Here is an 18,838-nt window from a genome sequence, read left to right on the forward strand (position 1 = left end):
TGGGCGCACCACATGTACGCCACCGGCGCGGTGCTGCTGGCGTTCTTCTCGTTCACCACGTTCCTGATCGCGATCCCGACCGGCATCAAGTTCTTCAACTGGATCGGGACGATGTGGAAGGGCCAGTTGACCTTCGAGTCGCCGATGCTGTTCGCCGTCGGCTTCCTGGTCACCTTCCTGCTCGGCGGGCTGACCGGCATCCTGCTGGCCTCCCCGCCGGTGGACTTCCACATCACCGACACCTACTTCGTGGTCGCGCACTTCCACTACGTGCTGTTCGGCACGATCGTGTTCGCCACCTACGCCGGCATCTACTTCTGGTTCCCGAAGATGACCGGCCGGATGATGGACGAGACCCTCGGAAAGATCCACTTCTGGCTGACCTTCCTGGGCTTCCACGGCACGTTCCTGGTCCAGCACTGGCTGGGCGCGGAGGGCATGCCCCGGCGCTACTTCGACTACCTGCCCACCGACGGGTTCACCACGCTCAACACCATCTCGTCGATCTCCTCGTTCGTGCTGGGCGCCTCGGTGCTGCCGTTCGTGTGGAACGTGTTCCGCAGCTACCGGTTCGGGCGGGTGGTCACGGTGGACGACCCGTGGGGGCACGGGAACTCGCTGGAGTGGGCCACCAGCTGCCCGCCGCCGAGGCACAACTTCACCGAGCTGCCCAGGATCCGCTCCGAGCGTCCCGCGTTCGAGCTGCACTACCCGCACCTGGTCGGCCGGTTGCGCGCCGAGGTGCACGGCCGCCCCAGGAAGCCGGCCGGGCCTGAGCCGGCCGAACACTAACCGCCACACCACCCGTCCTCGTTCGAACCCTTCCGGCTCGGATGTTGAACTATGGTACAACTAGTACGAACGTTCAACTAATGCGAGGAGACGGAATGGGACGGGCCGGCTGGCAGGAGTGGGGCGGTCTCGCGCTGCTGGCGTTGCCGACCATGCTGTTGGGGCTCGATGTGACGGCGCTCTACCTGGTCGTTCCGAGCCTGGCCACGGACCTGAACCCGACCGCGGCCCAGCTGTTGTGGATCATGGACGCGTACGGCTTCTTCATCGCCGGGTTCCTGATCACGATGGGCACGCTGGGCGACCGGATCGGGCGGCGGCGGCTGCTGATGGTCGGGGTGGCCGCGTTCGGGGTGGCCTCGGTGGCGGCGGCGTTCGCGCCCAGCGCCGCGTGGCTGATCGTGGCGCGGGCGCTGCTCGGGGTGGCCGGGGCGACGCTCATGCCCTCGACGCTGTCGCTGATCAGCAACATGTTCGCCGATGCCCGGCAGCGGGCGATGGCGATCGGCGTGTGGGCCACGATGTTCGCGCTCGGGATGGCGGCGGGGCCGGTCGTGGGCGGCGTGCTGGTCGCCGGCTTCTGGTGGGGCGCGGCCTTCCTCCTCGCGGTGCCGATCGTGGTGCTGGTGCTGGTCGGTGCGCCGGTGCTGCTGCCGGAGTTCCGCACCGGTGACGGCCGCCTCGACCCGCTCAGCGTCGGGCTGTCGCTGGTGGCGATGCTGCCGATCGTCTACGCGATCAAGGAGGTGTCCGTCCACGGCGTCGGCGTGCCGGCGCTGGCCGCCGCCCTGGTCGGGGTCATCGCCGCCGTCGCCTTCGTCCGCCGCCAGCTGCGGCTGCGCGAGCCGCTGCTGGACGTGCGGCTGTTCACCGGCCGGGCGTTCTCCTCGGCCCTGACCGTCCTGCTGGTCGGCCTGGTGGGTTTCGGCGGGACGATGTTCCTGGTCACCCAGTACCTGCAGCTCGTGGAGGGGCTCTCGGCCACGGCGGCCGGGCTGTACATGGGGCCGCCGGCGCTGGCCATGCTGGTCGGTGCCCTCGGCGCTCCGCTGGTGGCGCGCCGGGTGCCTCCGGGCGTCGTCATGGCGGCCGCGCTGGCGTTGTCGCTGGTCGGTTACGGACTGCTCGCCGTCGCCGCGCCGGGCGGCGCGCCCGGGGTGGTCACCGGGTTCGCGTTCGTCTACCTCGCGCTCGGGGTGATCGCCGCCCTGGGCACCGACATCGTGGTGGGCGCGGCGCCGGCGGCGAAGTCCGGGTCGGCCGCGGCGCTGTCGGAGACCGTTCAGGAGCTGGGCATAGCGGTGGGGGTGGCGCTGCTCGGGAGCATCACGACGGCGATCTACCGGTGCACGGCGCAGGTCCCTCCGGGGCTGTCCGCGGCCGCGAGCGGGGCGTACGGCGACGGCCTCGCCGGGGCGGTGTCGGTGGCGAATGATCTGCCGGCGGGGGCGCTCGACCAGGCGCGGGCCGCGTTCCTCGGCGGGCTCAACGCCTCCGCCGTGCTGGCGGGCATCGCCATCGCCGCCGCCGCGCTCGCCTGCTTCACCACGCTGCGGCACATCCGGCCGCTCGGCCCGGATGGCTCGGAGACGGAGGTGCGGCCGGATAACCTCGACGCGAGGGGGTGACGATGACCGAGGCCGAACAGGACACCGCCGACGGGCGCACGCTGCGCGGCCAACGCCGCCGCGCGCAGATCATCGAGGCGACGCTCGCGGTCGTGCGCCGCGACGGGGCCAGCGGCGTCACCCACCGGACCGTCGCCAAGCAGGCCGGCATCACCACCAGCCTCACGCTGTACTACTTCGCCACCCTGGACGACCTGCTGGTGGCCGCCCTGACCAGCGTCACCGACGCCTACACCCACCGCATCCGCCGGCTCATCGACACCGAGGACGACCCGCTCGACGGGCTCGCCCACCTCATCGCCGAGTCCGCCGGCCCCGGCCGGGAGCGCGCGCTCGCCGAGCGCGAGCTGTCCACCCTGGCCGCCCGTCGCCCCGCCCTGCGCCCGGCCGCGCGGCGCTGGCGCGACAACGTCGCCGAGCTCGCCCGCACCCAGACCGACGACCCGGACGCGGTCGAGGCCGTCGTCGCCCTGTCCGACGGCCTGTGCACCGCGATCCTGCTCGACGACCGCGAGGCCGACCCGGACCACATCCGCTCGGTGCTCCGCCGGGCGTTGGAGAAGTAACCCCGGCGGTCACGTCGCAAAACCGCCGGAGCGCCGGCCCCGGCGTTGGCACTGTGATCGTCATGGAGTTGTACAGGCCTGCTCATCTCGGGCTCGGCGCCGGACGCCGCGCCGCGTTCTGGCTCTACGCCGCCTCGCTGCTGACGTTGATCGCCGGCACCGAGGTGCCCACCCCGCTGTACGTGCGCTACCGCGCGCACTTCGACCTGTCCGCGACCGCGCTCACCCTGCTGTTCGCCACCTACGCGCTGGCGCTGATCCCGTCGCTGCTGGTGTTCGGGCGGCTGGCGGACCGGTTCGGCAGGCGCGGCGTGGTCGTGCTCGGCCTGCTCGCCGCCACGGCCGCCGCCGTGGTCCTGGCCGGCGCGGGCACGGTGGGCTGGCTGTTCGCCGGGCGCGCACTGCAGGGGGTGGCGGTCGGCGCCGCGACCGGGGCGGCCACCGCCGCGCTGGTCGAGCTGGAACCCGCCGGTGACCGGGCGCGGGCCGCGCGGTACGCCGCGATGGCGGTGGCCGGCGGCGGCGCGGGCGGGCCGCTGCTCGGCGGGCTGCTCGCCGAGTACGCCCCGGCCCCGTCCGCGCTGAGCTACCTGCTGGTGGCCGCGCTGCAGCTCGCGCTGACCGCCGGGCTGCTGGTGGCCGGGGGCGTCGTACCCGCCGTCCGCACCGCCCGTGCCCGCCGCCCGGGCGTTCCGGCCGCGATCCGGTTACCGTTCGCGCAGGTCGGGCTGACCGTGTTCACCTGCTGGTCGGTCGGGGCGCTGTACACCTCCGTGGTGCCCTCCTACGCCGAGGCGCTGCTGGCCACCGACAACCTCGCCCTGCTCGGCGCCGTCGCGTTCGTCATGCTCGCCACGGCGGCCGCCGCCCAGTTCGTGTTCCGCCGGATGCCGGCGCACCGCGCCCAGGTCGCCGGGCTGGTGCTGCTCGCCGCCGGCCTGGTCGCGCTGGTGGTCGCGTTCCCGACCGGCTCGCTGCCGTGGCTGCTGGCCAGCGCGGTCACCGACGGCGCCGGCCTCGGGCTGGCGTTCCTCGGCGCCCAGACCCAGCTCAACCACATCGCGCCGCCGTCCCGCCGTGCCGAACTGGCCGCCGCGTTCTCGGTGTGCCTCTACCTCGGGGTGGCCCTGCCGGTGCTCGGCGTGGGCGTGCTGGCGGACGCGTCCTCGCTGTTCACCGCCGTGCTCTGGTTCGCGGTCGGGACCGGCGCGCTCGGCCTGCTCACCGCCGCCTGGATCACCCGGACCGCGCCCGCCCGGCTCCCTACTCCAGCCCCACCCGCTTGACGGTGCGGATGATCGGCGCGGTCTCGATCGCGCGGACGCCGGGCAGTGAGCCGATCCGACGAGAGATGCAGTCGTAGAGCGAGTCGTCGTCGGTGCACAGCAGCGAGGCGACCAGGTTGTGCGGGCCGGTGGTGGCGGCCGCGAACGGCACCTCGGGCAGCTCGGCGATGGCGCGGCCGGCGGCGTCCAGCGCGGACGGTTCGACGGAGATCCACAGCACCGCGCTGGTGGCGTAGCCGAGGCGGCGGTCGTCCAGCTCGACGTCGAAGTACAGCGCCCCGCTGGCGCGCAGGTGCGCGATGCGGCGGCGGACCGTGGACTCGTGCCGGCCGAGCTTGGCCGCGAGCAGCGCGTGCGGGGCGCGGCCGTCGCGGGCCAGCTCGGCGGCCAGCGCGCGGTCGCCGTCGTCCAGCTCGACGGGCGTGCCCGCCAGGTCCGGAGGCGGGGGCGCGAGCCGGTCGAGCTGGTCCTGGTCGAGCACCCCGGCGGGGACCGGCCAGACGTTGCGCCCGCCGCGCAGGCCGCGCAGCACCCGGTGGGCGCCGATCGCGGTGACCCGGCGGGTGGCGGGCAGCTCGTTGAGAAGCAGCGTGTCCCGGTCGCGGTCGCTGCGGGCCTCGACGTTGCACATGATCTCGGTGCCGCCGGAGGCCAGCCGGACCCAGTGGGTGTCGTCGCGGCGGGCCAGGGCGCGGGCGATGGACAGGGTGGCCGGTGGCACGCAGTGCAGCCGGATGATCCACTCCACGTGCCCGAGCCGGCGCGGGTCCAGCCGGGCGCGCACCCGCAGCACGCCGTCCGCGTGCAGCCTCGTGTAGCGGCGGGCCAGCCGCTGGTCGGACGCCCCGAGCACGGCGGCGATCCGGCGCAGCGAGGCCCGGCCGTCGACCTTCAGCGCACGGATGAGCTGCCTGTCGAGGAGATCCATGCATCAACTTTGCTATTCCGACGAAGACCGGCGCTATGCCCAGCACGCCGTTGAGACCCCGGGTACCCGGAACGAGACTGCTGGGCATGACGGCGTTTCGAGACCTGCGGCACTACGTCGACAACCTGACCGCCCGGCTCGGCCAGGACGAGGTCAAGGTCGTGCGGGGCGCGGACTGGGACCTGGAGATCGGCTGCATCACCGAGCTGGGCGCGGAGGCCGAGGGGCCTGCGCTGATGTTCGACGACATCCCCGGCTACCCGAGCGGGTTCCGGGTGTTCACCAACTTCATGGGCACCCCGGCGCGCACGGCGGTGGCGCTGGGCCTGCCGCCGGACACCCCCAAGCTGGACATCGTGCGCGCCTGGCAGGGCATGAGCCGCCGGCTGGAGCCGACCCCGCCGGTCGAGGTGGCCACCGGCCCGGTGCTGGAGAACGTGCTGGAGGACGACAAGGTCGACCTGACAGCCTTCCCCACGCCGCGCTGGCACGACGGCGACGGCGGCCGCTACATCGGCACCGCGTGCATGGTGCTGGCCCGCGACCCGGACACCGGATGGGTCAACGCCGGCACCTACCGGGCGTGCGTGCAGGGCCGCGACCGGCTGTCGCTGTGGATGCTCGGCAACCGGCACGCCCGCGCGATCGCCACCAAGTACTGGCAGCGCGGGAAGCCGTGCCCGATCGCGGTGGTGGTCGGGCAGGACCCGATCCTGTCCACGGCGGCGGCGATGGCGGCGCCGGCCGGGGTCTCGGAGTACGACCTGGCCGGTGGCCTGCGCGGGGCGCCGGTGGAGGTGCTGCGGCTGGCCAGCGGCATCCCGGTGCCGGCGCACGCGGAGATCGTCATCGAGGGCGAGATGCCGCCGCTGGACGAGGAGTCCGTGCTGGAGGGGCCGTTCGGCGAGTGGACCGGCTACTACACCCACTCCGGGCAGGAGACGGTGGTGCGGGTGCGGCGGATCCTGCACCGCGACGACCCGATCATCCTCGGCGCGCCGCCGATGATCCCCACCGTACCGGCCGGCGACCAGGCCGTTCCGCTGTACTCCGCGTCGGTCACCTGGGAGCACCTGGAGAGCTCCGGGGTGCAGAACGTCCGGGGCGTCTGGGCGTACGCCCGGCAGCTGATGATGGTGGTCTCCATCGAGCAGACCGGCGCGGGCGACGCCATGCACGCGCTGCTCGCGGCGGCCGGGCGCAAGCGCAGCGGCGGCATGGAGCGCTACTTCGTGGTGGTCGACGAGGACATCGACATCACCGACATCAACCACGTGCTGTGGGCGATCTTCACCAGGGTCGACCCCGGCCGGTCGGTGCACCTGCTGCGCACCCCGACCACCGCCATCGACCCCCGGCTGTCCCCCGAGCGGCGCGCCGCCGGTGACATGACGATGGGCATCGTGCTCATCGACGCCTGCAAGCCGTTCGCCTGGAAGGACCAGTACCCCAGGGCGAACCGCTTCTCCGACGCCTACCGGACCGAGATCCGCGAGCGGTGGCGGGCCGCTCTGCCGCTGTGACCGGCCTGCCGCTGCCCGACGAGGTCGCCGACCTGCTGCGCGGCTTCCCCGGCGTCGACGCCGACGCCGACGCCGACGAGCAGGCGTTCCCGTTCGTCACCGTGGACGAGCACGGCTACCCGCACAGCGCGCTGCTGTCCCGCTCCGAGCTGGAACCGTCGGGGGCCGTCCTGCTCGCCGTGGTCGCGGGCGCCCGCACCCGGGCCAACCTGCGCCGGGACGGGCGCGCCGCGCTGCTCGCCGTGCACGGCACCGTGTGCCACCACGTCAAGCTCCGCCTGCTGCGCTCGCTCGACCGTGACGACCTGCTCGGCTGCGTCTTCGAGGCCGTGTCGCACAAGCCCGACTCGCTGGGCATCCCGCTGCGCCCGCTCGGCTTCCGCACCGAGCCGGAGATCGCCGAGCGGGAGCGCTGGCCCCGGACCGCCGCGATCCTCGCCGAGCTGGGCGGGGCGGCCGGCCGATGACCCGGCTGATCGTGGCCATGACCGGCGCCACCGGCGCGCCGTTCGGCGTCCGCCTGCTCCAGGTGCTCGCCGACCTGCCCGACGTCGAGACCCACCTGATCATCTCCACCTGGGCGCGCACCACCATCGAGCTGGAGACGCCCTACACCGTCCGCCAGGTCATCGACCTCGCCGACGTCCACCACCGCCTCGGCGACCAGGGCGCGCTCATCTCGTCCGGCTCGTTCCGCACCGACGGCATGGTCGTCATCCCGTGCAGCATGAAGACGCTGGCCGGCATCCGCACCGGCTACGCCGACACGCTGGTGACCCGGGCCGCCGACGTCACCCTCAAGGAACGCGGCCGCCTCGTCCTGGTGCCCCGCGAGACCCCGCTCACCCAGATCCACCTGGAGAACATGCTGGCCCTGGCCCGCATGGGCGTCGACATCGTCCCGCCCATGCCCGCCTTCTACAACCACCCGAAAACCATCGACGACCTGGTCGACCACACCGTGACCCGAGTCCTCGACCAGCTAGCCCTCCCCTCACCCACCGCCCGCCGCTGGCAAGGCCTCGCCCGCTAGCTCCTGGGCGCCGCACAGCTCGGTGTGGTGTCGCACATGGTGCGGGGTGTGCGGAGCCCCAGGTAGATGTGCGGCGGGCGGGGCTCGGCGGTCAGGTGAGGCGGGCGTTCTGGGCGAGCAGGTGGCGTTTCACCGCGGTGGGATCGGTGCGGGCGGTGTCGGCTAGTACGGCGGCCGCCACTCCGGCGGCGTGGCCGGTGGCGAACGCGGTGCCCATCACCCGCAGCGAGCCGCCGGCCAGGCTGTCGGCGTCGGCGAGCCGGCCGGCGGCGAACAGGTTGGCGGTGTCGACGCTGTGCAGGGCGCGCAGCGGGATGCCGTAGGCGCCCCCGCCGCCGACCGGGCGCCAGACGTCCGGCCGGCCGGGGCCGGGGTGGTACTCGATCGGCCAGGCGCCCAGCGCCACCGAGTCGTCGAAGCTCGCGCCGCCGGTGACGTCGGCCTCGGTCAGCCGGTAGCGGGCGTCGACGTGCCGTGACTCGCGGGTGCCCAGGTGCGGGCCGGTGCACGCGATGTACGCGCGCTCGTGGCCGGGGATGGTGCGCACGGCGGCCAGCAGCTCACGCGCCAGCGCGCGCCCCCGGGCCTCGGCGCGGCTGATGTCCCAGGAGTCGGTCGCGTCGTAGGCGACGTCCACCAGGTAGCTCACCGCGTCGCCGGACACCGGCAGCCGCAGCACCAGCCCGCGCTCCTTGACCCGCGCCGTGTCGTCCGCCGCCGTGTCGTCGCCCGTGCCGGTGGCCGCGTTCAGCGCCCGAGCCCACCGGTCCCGGGAGACGTCCGCGTCGGGCGCGATCCCGCCGATCCTGACGCTCAGCGTGCCCGCCTGCACGGTGCCGTGGTTGCCGTACCGCGTCGACGCGCCGGCCTGGAACGCCAGGTCCCCCTCGCCGGTGGCGTCCACGAACGCCGCCGCGGTCAGCTCGTGCGCACCCCGGTGGTCCGCGACCGTGACCGCCGTGACCCGGTCGTCCTCACGGCGCGCGCCGGTCACCATGGCGTGCAGCAGCACCGACACCCCTGCCCGCGCGCACACCCGATCCAACGCCAGCTTGGCGGCCTCCGGATCGAACACCGCGATCACGTATCCCGACGGCGAACGGACCGGCCCCTCCACCCCGTCCAGCCGCCGCAGCTCGTCCAACACCTCGTCGGCCACCCCGGCCACCGCCCGTTCCGGCGGCTCCGCCTGCGTCCACAGCCCGCAGTACGTCGTCACGTTGCGCAGCGTGGCCGCCCCGCCCAGGCACGGCCCGGCCTCGACGAGCAGCACCCGCGCCCCGGTCCGCGCGGCCCCCACCGCCGCCGCGACCCCGGCCGAGCCACCCCCGGCGACGATCACGTCGTAGTCGTTCGAAGCCATCCGCCGATCGTCGCGCACCGAGCCACCGCCCGCCCGCCGAGCGCGAGAAGTCCGGTCCACCGCGACCGTCCCGGGTGTCGATATCCGGGTGTCCGGATCGACGCGTCGGTGAAACCGCAACCTGACCCGGAGGAGAACCCAGGATGGGCAAGATCTTCACCCACATGACGATGTCGCTGGACGGGTTCATCGCCGACCCCGGCGACCAGCCCGGAGAGCTCTTCGACTGGTACGAGGCCGGCACCGTGACCGTGCCGAACCCCAACGAGGACGTCACGTTCCAGGTCGACGACGCCAGCGCGCAGGCGCTGCGCGAGCTGACCGAGAACACCGGGGCGCTCGTCACCGGCCGACGCCTGTTCGACATCGCCAACGGATGGAACGACAAGCACCCCGCCGGCGCGCCCGTCGTCGTTGTCACACATCACGCGCCCGCCGATGCCGCGACGACGTGGCCCACCACGACGTTCGTCGACGGAGTTGACGCCGCGATCACCCACGCGCGCCAGATCGCGGGCGACAAGGACGTCACGATCGCCAGCGCGAACGTCATCCAGCAGGCGCTCAACCTCGGTCTGGTGGACGAAGTCTGCGTCAGCCTGGTACCTGTGCTGTTCGGCGAAGGCATCCCCTACTTCTCAGGGCTGCGCCACGGACACCTACTGCTCCACGACCCGATCGTCGTGCAAGGCCGCCGTGCCCTCCACCTCCGGTATCCCGTCCGGCGCTAGGTCTTTCCCATCTCGGCGAGTCGGCTGGCCAGGAGGGCTCGTTCGGCGTCGTTCTCGGCCAGCGCGATCGCGCGCTCGTAGGCCGAGGCGGCGTCGGCCCTCCGGCCCAGCCGGCGCAACAGGTCGGCCTTGACCGCCGGCAGGTAGCGGTAGCCGGCGAGCCGCGTGTCCGCTTCGAGGGCCTCGACCTCGGCCAGCGCGGTCGCCGGACCGCTGACCATCGCGACGGCGACGGCGCGGTTCAGCGCGACCACCGGCGACGGCCACGTCCTCAGCAGCTCGTCGTAGAGCACCAGGACCTGCGCCCAGTCGGTCTCGTCGTAGCTGGGCGCGGTCGCGTGCAGGCTGGCGATCGCGGCCTGCAGGGCGAACCGGCCGGGGTTGCCGCCCGCGAGCGCCTCGACGACCAGGCCGTGCGCCTCGGTGATGGCCCGCCGGTCCCAGGCGGAGCGGTCCTGCTCCTCCAACAGCAGCGGGCGCCCGTCCGCCGTGGCGCGGGTGGCCCGCCGGGCGTGGTTGGCCAGCAGCAGCGCGAGCAACCCCTGGACCTCGCGTTCGTCCGGCATCTCGGCGCGCAGCATGCGGGCCAGGTCGACGGCGCGTTCGGCGAGGTCGTTTCGGGTCAGCTTCTGGCCGGTGGGCGCGGTGTGGCCGACCGTGAACAGCAGGTGGATCACGGTCAGGGCGGCGTCCAACCGGTCCGGCAGCTCGCTCCCGGCGGGCATCCGGAACGGGATCCGCGCCGCCACGATCTTCTTCTTCGCCCGGGTGATCCGCGCCGCCATGGTCGCTTCCGAGACCAGGAACAGCTTCGCGATGTCCGAGGTCGTGACGCCGCAGACCAACCGTAGCGTCAGCGCGACCTGGGCCTCGATCACCAGCGCCGGGTGGCAGCACAGGAAGACCAGCCGCAGCCGGTCCTCGCGCACGGCCGGCTCGGGCGGCGAGTCGCCGGCGGGCTCGGTCAGCAGGTGCAGCTTCGACCGCAACGTTCTGGCCCTCCTCAGGGCATCCACCGCGTTGTGCCGGGCGGCGGTGACCAGCCAGGCGCCGGGCCTGGTCGGGACGCCGCGACGGGTCCACTCGTCGAGCGCCGAGGCGTACGCGTCCTGCACGCACTCCTCGGCCAGGTCGAGGTCGCGGGTCACGCGCACCGTCGCGGCGAGCACGGTGGCCCACTCGCGACGGTGCGCGTCGGCGACCGCCTCCCGGGCGGACGTCACGCCTCGAGCAGCGGCCGCACCTCGACGGCCCCATCCATGATCGGGAGCAGCCTGCCGATGGCGATCGCCTGGTCGAGGTCGGCGGCCTCCACCACGAAGAACCCGGCGATCACCTCCTTGCTCTCGATGAAGGGGCCGTCGGTGACCCGGCCGTTCTTGTGGATGGTCCGGACCGTCGCGCTGGGTTGCGTCCCGTGCTCGTGGAGGACCGTGGCGCCCAGCGCCGAGATCTTCTCCCCGGCGCGCAGGTTCGCCTCCATGACGTCGGGCGGGATGTCGGCAATCCCGCCGGGGGTTTCCCGCTCGTAGATCAGGATCGCGTACTGGGACATCGCCGGCCCTACCTGTTCGTCCCGCCCGGCGACCAGTTCTCGGTCTCCGGGCCGATCGCGCCGTAGGCGAGCGCGCCCGCCCGCGCGTACCTGCTGACCACGACGCCGGCGTCCAACGTGGTGGACTCGACCAGCCTGAGGCCGGCCGGGACGGTTCCCTCCGCGAAGAGCCGCTTGCCGGAGCCGAGCAGCACGGGGAAGACCAACAGGTGGAACTCGTCCACCAGGTCGTGCTCGAGCAGTGTCTGGATCAGCCCGCCGCTGCCGTGCACCTGGATCTCGCCGTCCTCACGCCGCTTGAGGTCGGCGACGGCCTCGACGACGTCGCCGGTGAGCGGCTCGGAGTTCTGCCACGTCAGCGTCCTCGGCGTGCGCGAGGCGACGTACTTGGGCAGCTTGTTCATGATCACCCCGATCGGGTCGTCGGGGCCGGCGAGCGGCCAGGTGGCGGCGAAGATGTCGTAGGTGTTGCGCCCGAGCAGCAGCGCGTCCGCCCTGCCGATCAGGTCGGTCATGCGCTCGATGACCTGCTCCTTGATGAGCGGAGCGGCCCAGCCGCCGTGTTCGTAACCCGGGTCGTGGACCTCGTCGTCGCCGCCCGGTGCCTGCAGGACACCGTCCAGGGACACGAACATGGTCACCATCAGCCTTGCCATATCGCTTCCTTCGCTCGTAGCTGTCGATGGGCGCCCGGGGTGGCGCCCTCATCAACCACGGCGAACGGGACTCTCCGAAATCGACAGCGTCCCCGGTTGTCGAATCGCCGCCTCGCCGTTCGCCGGGTGAGTACCTACCGGACGAAGGGCAGGAAGAAAGTGACCGAGAACGGAGCTGTCCGTGCGGCCGGGCGTCGGGAGTGGATCGGCCTGGCGACCCTCGCGCTGGCCACATTGATGATCACGTTCGAGATGTTCGCGCTGCTGCTCGCGTTGCCCAAGATCACCGAGGAGCTTCGGCCCAGCGCGGCGCAACAGCTGTGGATCGTGGACGTCTACGGGTTCATGGTCGGCGGGCTGCTCATCACGATGGGCACGCTCGGTGACCGGGTCGGCCGGCGGAAGGTGCTGATGGTCGGTGCGGCCGGCTTTGCGGCGGCCTCCCTGGTGTGCGCCTTCGCCACGAGCGCCGACATGCTCATCCTCGGCCGGGCGCTGCTGGGAGTCGCCGGGTCGACGCTCGCGCCGTCCACCCTGGCGCTGATCAGGAACATGTTCCCCGACCCCAGGCAGATGGGCCTCGCCGTGGGCGTCTGGGCCGGCGGCTTCACCCTGGGCGCGATCCTCGGCCTGGTGGTCGGCGGGGTGATGCTGGCGCACCTCTGGTGGGGCTCGACGTTCTTGCTGGCGGTGCCGGTGATGGCGCTGCTGCTCGTGCTCTGCCCGGTGTTCGTGGCCGAGCACAGGGGCTCCGGCACGGCGAGCCTGGACGTGATCGGCGCGCTGCTGTCGGTGGTCACGATGATCGCGTTGAGCTACGGGCTCAAGGAGATCACCCGGCACGGTTGGCGACCGGTGCCCATCCTGGTCGGGCTCGCCGGTGTCGGGATCGGCGCGGTCTTCGTCCGCCGGCAGCTGCGCGGCGACCACCCGCTGCTGGACCTGCGGCTGTTCGCCAACCGGTCGTTCAGCACGATGCTGGTCGGGCTGGTGCTCTACGCCCTCATCGGCGCCTCGGGCCTGTTCTACCTCACCCAGTTCCTGCAGTCGGTGTCCGGGATGACGCCGTTGGCCTCGGCGCTGTGCCTGCTGCCGGGCATGGCGGTCGCGGCGGCCAGCGGCATCCTGTCCCCGTTGCTGGCCCGGCGGATCCGGCCCGCCTACCTCATCTCCGGTGGGCTGGTCGGGATGGCGGCGGCGTACGCGATGTTCAGCCGGTTGGACGCGAGCTCCGGCCCGGGCCTGGTGATGCTCGGCTTCGCGGTCACGGCACTGGGGGAGGGGCCGTTGCTGACCCTCGGCACGAGCCTGGTGGTCGCCTCGGCGCCGCCGGACAAGGCCGGCTCGTCCGCGTCCATGACCCAGGTCGCCAACGAGGCCGGCGCCTCGCTCGGGGTGGCGGTCATGGGCAGCATCGGCGCCGCCGTGTACGTCGGCCGGCTCGACGACACCGCGCCGGAAGGCCTGGCGGGCGACGCCCTCGCCGGTGCCCGCGAGAGCGTCGCCGGTGCCGTGGCCGCGGCCTCCGACCTGCCGGCACAGCTGGGTGCCCCGCTGGTGGCGGCGGCGCGCGAGGCCTTCGTCAGCGGGATGAACGTGTTCGCCACGGTGTCCGTCGGCATCCTGCTCCTCGCGGCGGTCGTCATCGCCGCCAGGCTCAGGCACGTACCCCCAACCGGCCGCCGGGCCGCCTCATCGGTGAAGACCGGTTCCTAGCGGTTGGCGGCCGCGATCACGGCGTTCAGGCCGGCCTCGGATGAGGAGGCGCCCAGGCCGACCGCCCAGGCGGTGTCGCCGCCGGCCCGGTACTCCAGGTAGGCCACCCAGCCGCCGGTGTCGTTGCGCTCGGCGGGGGCGAGGTCGAGCACCTCCAGCTTGTGCCCGGCGGCGGCCAGCACGTCCAGCAGTTCGGGCACCGGGTCCGGGCCGGGGAGCGGGTGCCGGGTCGGGCGGTCGTCGGCGGTGAGTACGGCGTGCGGCCGGCCGCGCGTGTCGTCGATCGACCAGGACGCGCGGCCCGGCGGGGCGGTGACGTATGCGGCGGTGAACAGCTCCCACAGCCGGTCCGCGCCGACCTCCTGGCCGGTGGCGTCGGCGTGCTGCTGCACCACCCTGGCGAAGTCGATCTGCAGCCGGCGCGGCGGCTGCAGGCCGTGGTGCTCGGCGAGCAGGTAGGCGATGCCGCCCTTGCCGGACTGGCTGTTGACCCGGATGACCGCCTGGTACGAGCGTCCGACGTCGGCCGGGTCGATGGGCAGGTACGGCACCTCCCACGGCGCCTCGGACTCGGCCACTCCCAGGTCGGCGGCCCGCGCCCGGTGGTGCGCCATGCCCTTCTTGATCGCGTCCTGGTGGGTGCCGGAGAACGCGGTGTACACCAGGTCGCCACCGTAGGGATGCCGCTCGTGCACGCCGATCCGGTTGCAGTGCTCGACGGTGCGGCGGATCTCGTCGATGTCGCCGAAGTCGATCATCGGGTCGACGCCCTGGGCGTGCAGGTTCAGCGCGAGCGTGACCAGGTCCACGTTGCCGGTGCGCTCGCCGTTGCCGAACAGGCAGCCCTCCACCCGCTGCGCGCCGGCGAGCACGGCCAGCTCGGCGCAGGCGACGCCGGTGCCCCTGTCGTTGTGCGGGTGCACGGACAGGATCACCGACTCGCGCCGGGCCAGGTGGCGGTGCATGTACTCGATCTGGTCGGCGTAGACGTTCGGGGTGGCCACCTCCACGGTGGCCGGCAGGTTGTGGATCACCGGCCGGTCCGGGCTCGCGTCCCAGAGCGCGGTCATCATGTCGCAGACCTCGAGCACATAGTCCGGCTCGGTCAGGATGAACACCTCGGGGGAGAACTCGAACCGGACGCCAGGGTCGTCGCCGGCCAGCCGCGCGATGTCCTCGCCGCCGGCGCGGATGAGCGCGCGCAGCTCGTCGCGGGTCCGGCCGAGCACCACCCGCCGCCAGGTCGGCGCGGTCGCGGTGTACATGTGCACCACCACGTTGGGCAGGCCGGCGATGGCGGTGAACGTCCGCTCGATCAGGTCGGTGCGCGCCGGGGTGAACACCACGACCGTGACGTCGCCGGGCACCAGGTCGCGCTCGGCGAGCAGGCGGACGAAGTCGAAGTCGGCCTGGGACGCCGACGGGTAGCCGACCTCGATCTCCTTGAAGCCCATCGCGAGCATCAGCTCGAAGAAGCGGCGCTTGCGGGCCGGGTCCATCGGCTCGGCCAGCGCCTGGTTGCCGTCGCGCAGGTCGACGGGCACCCACAGCGGGGGCGTCTCGATGCGCCGTGACGGCCAGCGCCGGTCGGTCAGCGGGACGTCGACGCGGGCGTGGACGTCGGTGTACCTGTGCGACGGCATCCGGGACGGGCGTTGCCGGTTCCAAAACGGCCGGTCGGCGGGGATCTTGCCGTCCGGGATGTGCAGGGTTGGGAAGTTCATATGGCGCTGCCTTTCGGTCCAGGCGGGGAGGACCGGCGCGCGAAGGCCCCACGACGGGGTGCCGGTCCGGTCAGGCCCCGCCGAGGCGGCGAAGAAGCAGCGCGCTCCACGGCATGTCGGCTACGCTAGCGGACGACCACTCCTCAGACAACCTGAGAGGTTGCCGTGCGTCGTTACCCGCTCGCCGAGCAGGCGGCCGAACTGCTGCTCGCCCGCGTCACGGACGGCCGGTTGGCGATCGGAGGCCGGCTGCCCGGCGAGACGGCGCTGGCCGCCGAGCTGGGGGTCGGGCGCTCCACCGTGCGGGAGGCGATCCGCGAGCTGGCCGGGCGGGGCGTCCTGGAGTCGCGGCAGGGCGCCGGGGTGTTCGTGGTGGCCGCCGAGCCGGCCGAGGACTGGGACGCGGTGCTGCGCCGCTCGCGCATCGCCGACGTGGTGGAGGGCCGGGTCGCCGTCGAGGTGGAGGCCGCCCGGCTCGCGGCCCGCCGCCGCACCCCCAACGACCTGCGCACCCTGCGCCGCCGCCTGGCCGACCGCGCCGAGGCCGGCGGGGACGCCGCGTTCGTGGACGCCGACCTGCGGTTCCACCGGGCGGTGGTGGCCGCCGCGCACAACCCGGTGATCGCCGAGATGTTCGCCTCGTTCGCCCCGAGGATCCGCCGGGCCATGCTCGACTTCCTCGCCGCCCGCCGCCCCGGGGCCGCCCGCCCGGACGCGGCCGACGCCCATCGCGCCATCGCCGAGGCCGTCCGCGACCGCGACCCCGACCGGGCGGCGGCGGTCAGCCGGGCACACCTCGACCAACTGCTCGCCGCCGTGACCGATCCGCCGTGACGGTCAGCCCGCGCTGCCCACCGACATCGGCGCCTTGCGGCGGGCGGTGGTCGGCACCCGCACCCCCCACACCCGCGACACCAGCGCCGTGTAGTGCGCGAGGTCGGGCAGCGCGACGGCGGTGGGGTCACCGTCGAGCTGGAGCACCTGGAAGGCGATCTCGGCGTGCCGGATGGCTATCTCGTCCAGCCCGAGCGGCCCGCGCGGGGAGTACCACCTGGCCACCCCGCTGCACATCTCCAGCAGCGCCAGCCGGGCCACGCCGGGCGCGGTGGTGCGGAACTGGCCGCCTCGGCAGCCGTCCTCGATGGCCGTGCGCCACAGCCGCTCGTAGCTGTCCCGCAGCCCGACGATCTCGCGGCGCCTGGCCGGCGACAGCGCCCTGATCTCGTTGTCGACCACGCTGGTCTCCAACGGCAGCAGCGCGTGGGTGAGCACGTGCAGCTGGACCAGCGCGCCGAGCCGGGCCGGCGGCGAGGGCGCCTGTTCGACCACCTCGGCGGCGGTGCGCAACAGCCGCTCCAGCGAGTCCCGCATGATCCCGGCGAGCAGGTCCTCCTTGGTGCCCATGTAGTGGTAGAGCGACGCCGAGGACAGCCCGGCCGCGTCGGCCAGCTCACGAATCCCGGTGCCGTGGAACCCCTTCTTCGCGAACAGCCGCACCGCCGCGCGGCGAACCTGCCCCGCGGCCGGTCCGGGCGCGTGCTCGCGGGCCATCGGCTCCCCTTGCGTTCCCGGGTCCGCCTGACCGCCCGGCCACGCTCATTGTCCACCGAGTCGTGGCTCGCTCGGGCCCGGGCGAGGTGCCCGGCGGACCGTGAGCAGGACCAGCAGCACCAGCGCCGCCCCGAGCCACAGCACGCTCGGCACGCCCAACGCGTCCATGACCAGGCCGCTGGCGGCCGCGCCCACGGCGATGGACATGTTGAACACGAAGCAGTACACGGCCGTGGCCGCCTCGGCGCTCGCCGGCGCCGCCGTCATCACCCAGGTCTGGAGGGTGACCGGCGCGCCGCCGTAGGCCAGGCCCCACACCAGCACCAGCGCGACCCCGCCCCACGGGCTCGCGCCGAGCAGCGGGAACAGCGCGAGCGTCGCGCCGAGCGCCACGGCGATGACCGCGGCGGCCCGGCCCGGCGTGCGCGCCGCCCTCGGGCCGGCGAACACGTTGGCCACCATCCCCAGCACCCCGTAGCCGAGCAGCAGCACGCCGATGACCCCGCTGCCGACCCCGGAGATGTTCAGCAGCGCGGGGCTCACGAACGTGTAGGCGCCGTAGTGGCCCGCGACCAGCAGCGCGGTGGCGAGGATGCCCGCGACCAGCGCGGGGTTGCGCAGCTGCGCGCGCAGGGTCCGCGGCCGCACCGGCTCGGCGGCGGGCAGCCGCGGCAGCAGGATGAGCGCGGCGACGAGGACGGCGGCGGAGAGCCCGGCGAGCGCACCGAACGCGGCGCGCCAGCCCAGCCACTCGCCGAGGATCGTCCCGACCGGCACGCCGAGCACGGCCGCCGCGCTCACCCCGCCGAAGATCAGCACCATGGCGCGCGCCACGTACGGCCCCGGTACCAGCCGGATCGCCAGGCTGCCCGCGGTCGCCCAGAAGCCGCCGATGGTGATCCCGACGAACACGCGCGACCCGATCAGCACCGCGTAGTTCGGGGCGAGCGCCGACACCGTGCTCGCCACGGCCATCACCGCGAGCAGCACGGCCAGCAGCACGCGCCGGTCCAGCCGTCCGACCAGCAGCGGGATGCCGACCGACGCGAACGCCGCGATCACGCCCGGCGCGGTGACCGTCTGGCCGGCGGCCCCGGTGGAGACGCCCAGCTCGCCCGCGATCGCCGGGATCAGGCCGACGGGCAGCTGCTCGGCGGTGATCATGGAGAAGATTCCCACCGCGACGGTGAGCACGCCGAGCCACATCCACGGCGTCGGGCGTTCGGTCTCCCCCCGTTGGGGCGCGGTCCTGGTCATGACGGGTCTCCGTTTCTGGGCAGGGCGGATCGCCCGCGCGGCCCGGCGGGTGTGTGAGGACAGGGATGCTCAGCCGATGAGGCCGGGCCTCATCGGTCGGTGAAAGATGCGGTTGTGCCCGGTGTCAGGTGGTGGCGGTGGCCTCCAGCGGGACCCAGCGGTCCGCCCACCGGCTCAGGGTGTAGACGACGTCGTGCAGTTCGAGGCCCTTCTCGGTGAGCCGGTACTCGATGCGCACCGGGGTCTCGGGGTGGACGATCCGCTCGACGATGCCCTCCTCCTGCAGCTCCTTGAGCCGCTCGGCGAGCAGTCGGTCGGACAGCCCGGGAACGACCGCGCGCAGGTCGGCGAACCGGGTGACGTCCAGCAGCATGGCCCGCAGGATCACGCCGGTCCAGCGCTTGCCGATGACCTCGACGGCCTTGTGGTAGCGCGGGCAGAACGCGGAGTCGGTGAGGTCCATGCGGCAGAGACTAACGAATCGTAAGTTGGTGCACAAGAAGTAAGTCGTCTACTGGTCTACTGTGGT

19 protein-coding genes are annotated in these 18,838 nt (G+C 73.2%); 10 read left to right on the forward strand and 9 right to left on the reverse strand.

All coding sequences use genetic code 11. The annotated features are described in order from the left end of the window. From N912_RS66990 to N912_RS51195, 4 genes are all read left to right on the forward strand, one after another. On the forward strand, window positions 1-792 hold a 792-nt coding region (locus tag N912_RS66990; protein WP_425415289.1), incomplete at its 5' end, for a cytochrome c oxidase subunit I. Window positions 793-887: 95 nt separating this feature from the next. Beyond that, window positions 888-2,420 (forward strand): MFS transporter, encoded by a 1,533-nt coding sequence (locus N912_RS51190; protein ID WP_084210813.1) that lies wholly within the window; start codon window positions 888-890, stop codon window positions 2,418-2,420. Between the two features lie 2 nt (window positions 2,421-2,422). Continuing rightward, window positions 2,423-2,986 carry a TetR/AcrR family transcriptional regulator gene (locus N912_RS0111365; protein ID WP_028922516.1) on the forward strand — a complete coding sequence of 188 codons (564 nt, stop codon included), beginning with the start codon at window positions 2,423-2,425 and terminating at the stop codon, window positions 2,984-2,986. Window positions 2,987-3,048: 62 nt separating this feature from the next. After that, a complete protein-coding gene (locus N912_RS51195) occupies window positions 3,049-4,272 on the forward strand; it encodes an MFS transporter (RefSeq protein WP_051580054.1) in 1,224 nt (407 codons plus the stop codon). Here the strand turns inward: N912_RS51195 and N912_RS0111375 are convergent. Continuing rightward, on the reverse strand, window positions 4,250-5,200 hold the full coding sequence (locus N912_RS0111375; protein ID WP_028922517.1) for an Lrp/AsnC family transcriptional regulator: 951 nt from the start codon (window positions 5,198-5,200) through the stop codon (window positions 4,250-4,252). The two genes, N912_RS51195 and N912_RS0111375, sit on opposite strands and share 23 nt — an antisense overlap. An 86-nt stretch (window positions 5,201-5,286) precedes the next feature. On the opposite strand from N912_RS0111375, the gene N912_RS0111380 reads away from it, so the two are divergent. The 3 genes from N912_RS0111380 to N912_RS0111390 are packed head-to-tail and all read left to right on the forward strand — an operon-like array spanning window position 5,287 to window position 7,756. Further along, window positions 5,287-6,723: a UbiD family decarboxylase gene (locus tag N912_RS0111380; protein ID WP_211261211.1), complete on the forward strand. Its 1,437-nt coding sequence runs from the start codon at window positions 5,287-5,289 to the stop codon at window positions 6,721-6,723. Further along, on the forward strand, window positions 6,720-7,190 hold the full coding sequence (locus tag N912_RS0111385; RefSeq protein WP_028922519.1) for a pyridoxamine 5'-phosphate oxidase family protein: 471 nt from the start codon (window positions 6,720-6,722) through the stop codon (window positions 7,188-7,190). Before N912_RS0111380 ends, N912_RS0111385 begins: the two co-directional genes overlap by 4 nt. After that, on the forward strand, window positions 7,187-7,756 hold the full coding sequence (locus N912_RS0111390; RefSeq protein ID WP_084210814.1) for a non-oxidative hydroxyarylic acid decarboxylases subunit B: 570 nt from the start codon (window positions 7,187-7,189) through the stop codon (window positions 7,754-7,756). The genes N912_RS0111385 and N912_RS0111390 overlap by 4 nt, the downstream gene beginning before the upstream one ends. Window positions 7,757-7,847: 91 nt before the next feature. Here the strand turns inward: N912_RS0111390 and N912_RS0111395 are convergent, their stop codons facing one another. Beyond that, window positions 7,848-9,119 (reverse strand): FAD-dependent oxidoreductase, encoded by a 1,272-nt coding sequence (locus tag N912_RS0111395; protein WP_028922521.1) that lies wholly within the window; start codon window positions 9,117-9,119, stop codon window positions 7,848-7,850. A gap of 143 nt (window positions 9,120-9,262) precedes the next feature. On the opposite strand from N912_RS0111395, the gene N912_RS0111400 reads away from it, so the two are divergent. After that, window positions 9,263-9,850 carry a dihydrofolate reductase family protein gene (locus N912_RS0111400; protein ID WP_028922522.1) on the forward strand — a complete coding sequence of 196 codons (588 nt, stop codon included), beginning with the start codon at window positions 9,263-9,265 and terminating at the stop codon, window positions 9,848-9,850. Here the strand turns inward: N912_RS0111400 and N912_RS0111405 are convergent. Genes N912_RS0111405 through N912_RS0111415 form a run of 3 tightly spaced genes read right to left on the reverse strand, consistent with a single transcriptional unit; the run spans window position 9,847 to window position 12,061 of the window. After that, window positions 9,847-11,073, reverse strand: coding sequence for an RNA polymerase sigma factor (locus N912_RS0111405; RefSeq protein ID WP_028922523.1), 1,227 nt, complete (start codon window positions 11,071-11,073; stop codon window positions 9,847-9,849). The genes N912_RS0111400 and N912_RS0111405 overlap by 4 nt on opposite strands. Continuing rightward, window positions 11,070-11,405: a YciI family protein gene (locus tag N912_RS0111410; protein WP_028922524.1), complete on the reverse strand. Its 336-nt coding sequence runs from the start codon at window positions 11,403-11,405 to the stop codon at window positions 11,070-11,072. Before N912_RS0111410 ends, N912_RS0111405 begins: the two co-directional genes overlap by 4 nt. Before the next feature lie 8 nt (window positions 11,406-11,413). Beyond that, window positions 11,414-12,061 (reverse strand): dihydrofolate reductase family protein, encoded by a 648-nt coding sequence (locus N912_RS0111415; RefSeq protein ID WP_028922525.1) that lies wholly within the window; start codon window positions 12,059-12,061, stop codon window positions 11,414-11,416. A 159-nt stretch (window positions 12,062-12,220) separates the two neighbouring features. Here N912_RS0111415 and N912_RS0111420 point away from each other — a divergent pair, with 159 nt between their 5' ends. Beyond that, on the forward strand, window positions 12,221-13,777 hold the full coding sequence (locus N912_RS0111420; protein WP_028922526.1) for an MFS transporter: 1,557 nt from the start codon (window positions 12,221-12,223) through the stop codon (window positions 13,775-13,777). Here the strand turns inward: N912_RS0111420 and N912_RS0111425 are convergent. Further along, window positions 13,774-15,501, reverse strand: a complete 1,728-nt coding sequence (locus tag N912_RS0111425; protein ID WP_028922527.1) for a 2-isopropylmalate synthase — start codon at window positions 15,499-15,501, stop codon at window positions 13,774-13,776. The two genes, N912_RS0111420 and N912_RS0111425, sit on opposite strands and share 4 nt — an antisense overlap. A 165-nt stretch (window positions 15,502-15,666) precedes the next feature. Between N912_RS0111425 and N912_RS51200 the strand changes: the two genes are divergently transcribed. Beyond that, a complete protein-coding gene (locus tag N912_RS51200) occupies window positions 15,667-16,335 on the forward strand; it encodes a FadR/GntR family transcriptional regulator (RefSeq protein WP_037064214.1) in 669 nt (222 codons plus the stop codon). Window positions 16,336-16,338: 3 nt separating this feature from the next. Here N912_RS51200 and N912_RS51205 read toward each other — a convergent pair whose 3' ends face one another. The 3 genes from N912_RS51205 to N912_RS0111445 all read right to left on the reverse strand — a co-directional run bounded on the left by N912_RS51205 (window position 16,339) and on the right by N912_RS0111445 (window position 18,772). After that, window positions 16,339-17,052: a TetR/AcrR family transcriptional regulator gene (locus N912_RS51205; RefSeq protein ID WP_051580055.1), complete on the reverse strand. Its 714-nt coding sequence runs from the start codon at window positions 17,050-17,052 to the stop codon at window positions 16,339-16,341. 45 nt (window positions 17,053-17,097) lie between these two features. Continuing rightward, entirely contained in the window at window positions 17,098-18,309 is a 1,212-nt protein-coding gene (locus N912_RS51210) for an MFS transporter (RefSeq protein WP_064745239.1), read from the reverse strand. Window positions 18,310-18,433: 124 nt separating this feature from the next. After that, entirely contained in the window at window positions 18,434-18,772 is a 339-nt protein-coding gene (locus tag N912_RS0111445; protein ID WP_028922528.1) for a winged helix-turn-helix transcriptional regulator, read from the reverse strand. Window positions 18,773-18,838: the final 66 nt, after the last annotated feature.

The sequence above is a fragment of the Actinospineispora acaciae DSM 45401 genome, assembly GCF_000620785.1.
Classification (GTDB): Bacteria; Actinomycetota; Actinomycetes; order Mycobacteriales; family Pseudonocardiaceae; genus Pseudonocardia; species Pseudonocardia acaciae.

What these genes read in the sequence shown, in the direction of transcription:
- N912_RS51190 (WP_084210813.1), top strand. Translation starts at nt 888, where the DNA reads ATGGGACGGGCCGGCTGGCAGGAGTGGGGCGGTCTCGCGCTGCTGGCG.
- N912_RS0111365 (WP_028922516.1), top strand. Translation starts at nt 2,423, where the DNA reads ATGACCGAGGCCGAACAGGACACCGCCGACGGGCGCACGCTGCGCGGC.
- N912_RS51195 (WP_051580054.1), top strand. Translation starts at nt 3,049, where the DNA reads ATGGAGTTGTACAGGCCTGCTCATCTCGGGCTCGGCGCCGGACGCCGC.
- N912_RS0111375 (WP_028922517.1), bottom strand. Translation starts at nt 5,200, where the DNA reads ATGGATCTCCTCGACAGGCAGCTCATCCGTGCGCTGAAGGTCGACGGC.
- N912_RS0111380 (WP_211261211.1), top strand. Translation starts at nt 5,287, where the DNA reads ATGACGGCGTTTCGAGACCTGCGGCACTACGTCGACAACCTGACCGCC.
- N912_RS0111390 (WP_084210814.1), top strand. Translation starts at nt 7,187, where the DNA reads ATGACCCGGCTGATCGTGGCCATGACCGGCGCCACCGGCGCGCCGTTC.
- N912_RS0111395 (WP_028922521.1), bottom strand. Translation starts at nt 9,119, where the DNA reads ATGGCTTCGAACGACTACGACGTGATCGTCGCCGGGGGTGGCTCGGCC.
- N912_RS0111400 (WP_028922522.1), top strand. Translation starts at nt 9,263, where the DNA reads ATGGGCAAGATCTTCACCCACATGACGATGTCGCTGGACGGGTTCATC.
- N912_RS0111410 (WP_028922524.1), bottom strand. Translation starts at nt 11,405, where the DNA reads ATGTCCCAGTACGCGATCCTGATCTACGAGCGGGAAACCCCCGGCGGG.
- N912_RS0111415 (WP_028922525.1), bottom strand. Translation starts at nt 12,061, where the DNA reads ATGGCAAGGCTGATGGTGACCATGTTCGTGTCCCTGGACGGTGTCCTG.
- N912_RS0111425 (WP_028922527.1), bottom strand. Translation starts at nt 15,501, where the DNA reads ATGAACTTCCCAACCCTGCACATCCCGGACGGCAAGATCCCCGCCGAC.
- N912_RS51205 (WP_051580055.1), bottom strand. Translation starts at nt 17,052, where the DNA reads ATGGCCCGCGAGCACGCGCCCGGACCGGCCGCGGGGCAGGTTCGCCGC.
- N912_RS51210 (WP_064745239.1), bottom strand. Translation starts at nt 18,309, where the DNA reads ATGACCAGGACCGCGCCCCAACGGGGGGAGACCGAACGCCCGACGCCG.
- N912_RS0111445 (WP_028922528.1), bottom strand. Translation starts at nt 18,772, where the DNA reads ATGGACCTCACCGACTCCGCGTTCTGCCCGCGCTACCACAAGGCCGTC.